Raw genomic sequence first — 4,086 nt, 5'->3', positions numbered from 1 at the left:
ATCGAGGGCATCGCCTACTTCACCGTCTCCGAGCTCCTCCAGAACGTCGGCAAGCACAGCGGCGCCGCCCGGGCCTCGGTGGATCTGCGGCGCTCCGGCGGCCGTCTGCTCATCCGGGTCGCCGACGACGGCCGCGGCGGCGCCCGCGCCGACCGCGGCACCGGTCTGGCCGGTCTCACCGAGCGCCTGGGCTCCGTCGACGGGCTCCTTCTCGTGGACTCCCCCGCCGGCGGGCCCACCACCGTCACCGCCGAGCTGCCCTGGCGCGATCCCGACGCCGGCTGACACCCGGTTTTCCACAGCCCCCCGCTCAGCCGGATCCCGGTCCTGGGATGCTGTGCACAGGATTCCTGTGCGCAGCATTCGGAGGACGGGGAGCAAGGGGGAGCCGTGGGGGACGTCGGGGACAGGGTGCGGGTGGTCATCGCCGAGGATTCGGTGCTGCTGAGGGAGGGCCTGACGCGTCTGCTCGGAGACCGCGGCCACGAGGTCGTCGCGGGTGTCGGCGACGGCGAGGCGCTGGTCGAGGTCGTCGGTGAGCTGGCCGACGCGGGCGAGGCGCCGGACGTGGTGGTGGCGGACGTGCGGATGCCGCCGTCGCACACCGACGAGGGGCTGCGGGCGGCCGTCCGGCTGCGCGCCCGTCATCCGGGTCTGTCGGTGCTGGTGCTGTCGCAGTACGTGGAGGAGCAGTACGCCACCGAGCTGCTGGCGGGTTCCGGCCGGGGCGTGGGCTATCTGCTCAAGGACCGGGTCGCCGAGGTCCGCGAGTTCGCGGACGCGGTGGTCCGGGTGGCCCGCGGCGGTACGGCGCTCGACCCCGAGGTGGTCGCGCAGCTGCTCGGCCGCAGCCGCAGACAGGACGTGCTGGCGGGGCTCACACCGCGTGAGCGCGAGGTGCTGGGCCTGATGGCCGAGGGCCGCACGAACTCCGCGATCGCCCGGCAGCTGGTGGTCAGCGACGGAGCGGTGGAGAAGCACGTCGGCAACATCTTCCTGAAACTGGGCCTGCCGCCGGGCGGCGAGGACCACCGCCGGGTGCTGGCCGTACTGACATACCTCAGGTCATAGCCCCGGCAGCCCGGCAGATCGCGGTCCGGTAGATCGCGGCCAGGCGGCGGCCCGGCAAGGGGCTCCAGAAGAGCTCCAGAGCACCGCCGGAATATACGCGCGTCCCCGAGTGTCGTCTCACCGGAACGTCCACCATGTGACCGACCGCAGGAAGGTCACCCTTACCCACGTACGATGGCTGACGAGCCGCCGCCTCAAGGGAGGTCCAGTCCAGTGACCAGCCAGGTCAGTAGCCCAGCCGATCAGCAGCCCTCGCCCGGCTCACCGGCCAAGGAGGTTCGGCGGCTGGAGCGGGTGGTCATCCGTTTCGCCGGTGACTCCGGTGACGGTATGCAGCTGACGGGTGACCGGTTCACCTCGGAGACGGCGGCGTTCGGCAACGATCTGTCCACGCTGCCCAACTTCCCCGCCGAGATCCGGGCGCCCGCCGGGACGCTGCCGGGGGTGTCGTCCTTCCAGCTCCACTTCGCCGACCACGACATCCTCACCCCCGGTGACGCGCCGGACGTGCTGGTGGCGATGAACCCGGCCGCGCTGAGGGCGAACATCGGCGACCTGCCGCGGGGCGCGCAGATCATCGTCAACACCGACGAGTTCACCAAGCGGGCGATGGCCAAGGTCGGCTACGCCGCCAGCCCGCTGGAGGACGGCTCGCTGGAGGCCTACCGGGTGCATCCGGTGCCGCTGACGACGCTGACGATCGAGGCGCTGAAGGACTCCGGCCTGGCCCGCCGGGACGCCGAGCGGGCGAAGAACATGTTCGCGCTGGGCCTGCTGAGCTGGATGTACCACCGGCCCACCGAGTCCACCGAGTCCTTCCTGCGCGGGAAGTTCGCCAAGAAGCCGCAGGTGGCCGAGGCGAACGTGGCCGCGTTCCGGGCGGGGTGGAACTTCGGGGAGACCACCGAGGACTTCGCCGTCTCCTACCAGGTCGCCCCGGCCTCGAAGGCGTTTCCGCCGGGCACCTACCGCAACATCTCCGGCAACCTGGCGCTGTCCTACGGGCTGATCGCCGCCTCCCGGCAGGCGGACCTGCCGCTGTATCTGGGCTCGTACCCGATCACCCCGGCCTCGGACATCCTGCACGAGCTGAGCCGGCACAAGAACTTCGGTGTGCGCACCTTCCAGGCCGAGGACGAGATCGCGGGCATCGGCGCGGCGCTGGGCGCGGCCTTCGGCGGGGCGCTGGCGGTGACGACCACCTCCGGTCCCGGGGTGGCGCTGAAGTCGGAGACGATCGGGCTGGCGGTCTCCCTGGAGCTGCCGCTGCTGATCGTGGACATCCAGCGCGGCGGCCCCTCCACCGGGCTGCCGACCAAGACCGAGCAGGCCGACCTGCTGCAGGCGATGTACGGGCGCAACGGCGAGGCGCCGGTGCCGGTCGTGGCCCCGGCCACCCCCGGCGACTGCTTCGCCGCGGCGCTGGAGGCGGCCCGGATCGCGCTGACCTACCGCACCCCGGTGTTCCTGCTGAGCGACGGCTACCTGGCCAACGGCTCCGAGCCGTGGCGGATCCCCGAGCCCGGCGAGCTGCCCGACCTGCGGGTTCAGTTCGCCTCCGGCCCGAACCACACCACCGCCGACGGCACCGAGGTCTTCTGGCCCTACAAGCGCGACCCGCGCACCCTGGCCCGCCCCTGGGCCGTGCCCGGCACGCCGGGCCTGGAGCACCGCATCGGCGGCATCGAGAAGCAGGACGGCACGGGCAACATCTCCTACGACCCGGCCAACCACGACTTCATGGTCCGCACCCGCCAGGCCAAGATCGACCGGATCGAGGTGCCCGACGCCGCCGTCGACGACCCCACCGGGGAGGCGAGGGTGCTGGTGCTGGGCTGGGGCTCGACCTACGGGCCGATCACCGCCGCGGTGCGCCGCCTGCGCGCGGCCGGGCAGCAGGTCGCCCAGACCCACCTGCGCCACCTCAACCCCTTCCCCGGCAACCTCGGCGAGGTACTGGGCCGCTACGACAAGGTGATCGTCCCCGAGATGAACCTCGGACAGCTGGCCACCTTGCTGCGGGCGAAGTACCTCATCGACGCCCAGTCGTTCACGCAGGTCACCGGCCTGCCGTTCAAGGCCGAGCAACTCGCCACCGTTTTGAAGGAGGCCATCGATGGCTGAGACCACCACGGGAGCGCCCGCCGTCCAGGCGCTCTCCCTGGTCCCCAGGGCCGACGGCAAGCAGACCATGAAGGACTTCAAGTCCGACCAGGAGGTCCGCTGGTGCCCCGGCTGCGGCGACTACGCCGTGCTGGCCGCCGTCCAGGGCTTCATGCCCGAGCTCGGCCTGGCCAGGGAGAACATCGTCTTCGTCTCCGGCATCGGCTGCTCCTCCCGCTTCCCGTACTACATGAACACCTACGGGATGCACTCCATCCACGGCCGCGCCCCGGCCATCGCCACCGGCCTGGCCTCCTCCCGGCCGGACCTGTCGGTGTGGGTGGTCACCGGCGACGGCGACGCGCTGTCCATCGGCGGCAACCACCTCATCCACGCCCTGCGCCGGAACGTGAACCTGAAGATCCTGCTGTTCAACAACCGGATCTACGGGCTGACCAAGGGCCAGTACTCCCCCACCTCCGAGGTCGGCAAGATCACCAAGTCGACGCCGATGGGCTCGCTGGACGCCCCCTTCAACCCGGTGTCGCTGGCGATCGGCGCGGAGGCGTCCTTCGTGGCCCGCACCATCGACTCCGACCGCAAACACCTCACCGGTGTGCTGCGCGCGGCCGCCGACCATCCGGGCACCGCCCTGGTGGAGATCTACCAGAACTGCAACATCTTCAACGACGGCGCCTTCGAGGCGCTCAAGGACAAGGAACAGGCCCAGGAGGCCGTGATCCGGCTGGAACACGGCCGGCCCATCCGCTTCGGCGCGCCGGCAGATGACGGCCTGGGTTCCAAGGGCGTGGTCCGCGACCAGGCCACCGGAGACCTGAAGGTGATCGACGTCACGGTGGAGGGCACCGACGCCGTCCTGGTCCACGACGCCCACACCGCCTCCCCCACCAC

At 71.2% G+C, this 4,086-nt stretch carries 4 protein-coding genes; all 4 read left to right on the top strand.

Translation table 11 applies throughout. The annotated features are described in order from the left end of the window. Window positions 1–285 (top strand): sensor histidine kinase (locus L7D48_RS26870; protein WP_374493917.1); only part of this gene is annotated, 285 nt, incomplete at its 5' end. A 126-nt stretch (window positions 286–411) separates the two neighbouring features. Then, on the top strand, window positions 412–1,071 hold the full coding sequence (locus L7D48_RS26865) for a response regulator transcription factor (RefSeq protein ID WP_308312345.1): 660 nt from the start codon (window positions 412–414) through the stop codon (window positions 1,069–1,071). A 213-nt stretch (window positions 1,072–1,284) separates the two neighbouring features. Then, window positions 1,285–3,195: a 2-oxoacid:acceptor oxidoreductase subunit alpha gene (locus L7D48_RS26860; RefSeq protein WP_237883393.1), complete on the top strand. Its 1,911-nt coding sequence runs from the start codon at window positions 1,285–1,287 to the stop codon at window positions 3,193–3,195. Beyond that, window positions 3,188–4,086: 2-oxoacid:ferredoxin oxidoreductase subunit beta (locus tag L7D48_RS26855; protein WP_237883391.1), on the top strand; the 899-nt coding region annotated here is incomplete at its 3' end. The genes L7D48_RS26860 and L7D48_RS26855, both read left to right, overlap by 8 nt.

The organism is Streptomyces sp. ICN903 (assembly GCF_022015835.1).
Classification (GTDB): Bacteria; Actinomycetota; Actinomycetes; order Streptomycetales; family Streptomycetaceae; genus Streptomyces; species Streptomyces fenghuangensis.
Note: the sequence above shows the minus strand (reverse complement) of the source record. Positions and strands in the feature narration are given on the sequence as shown.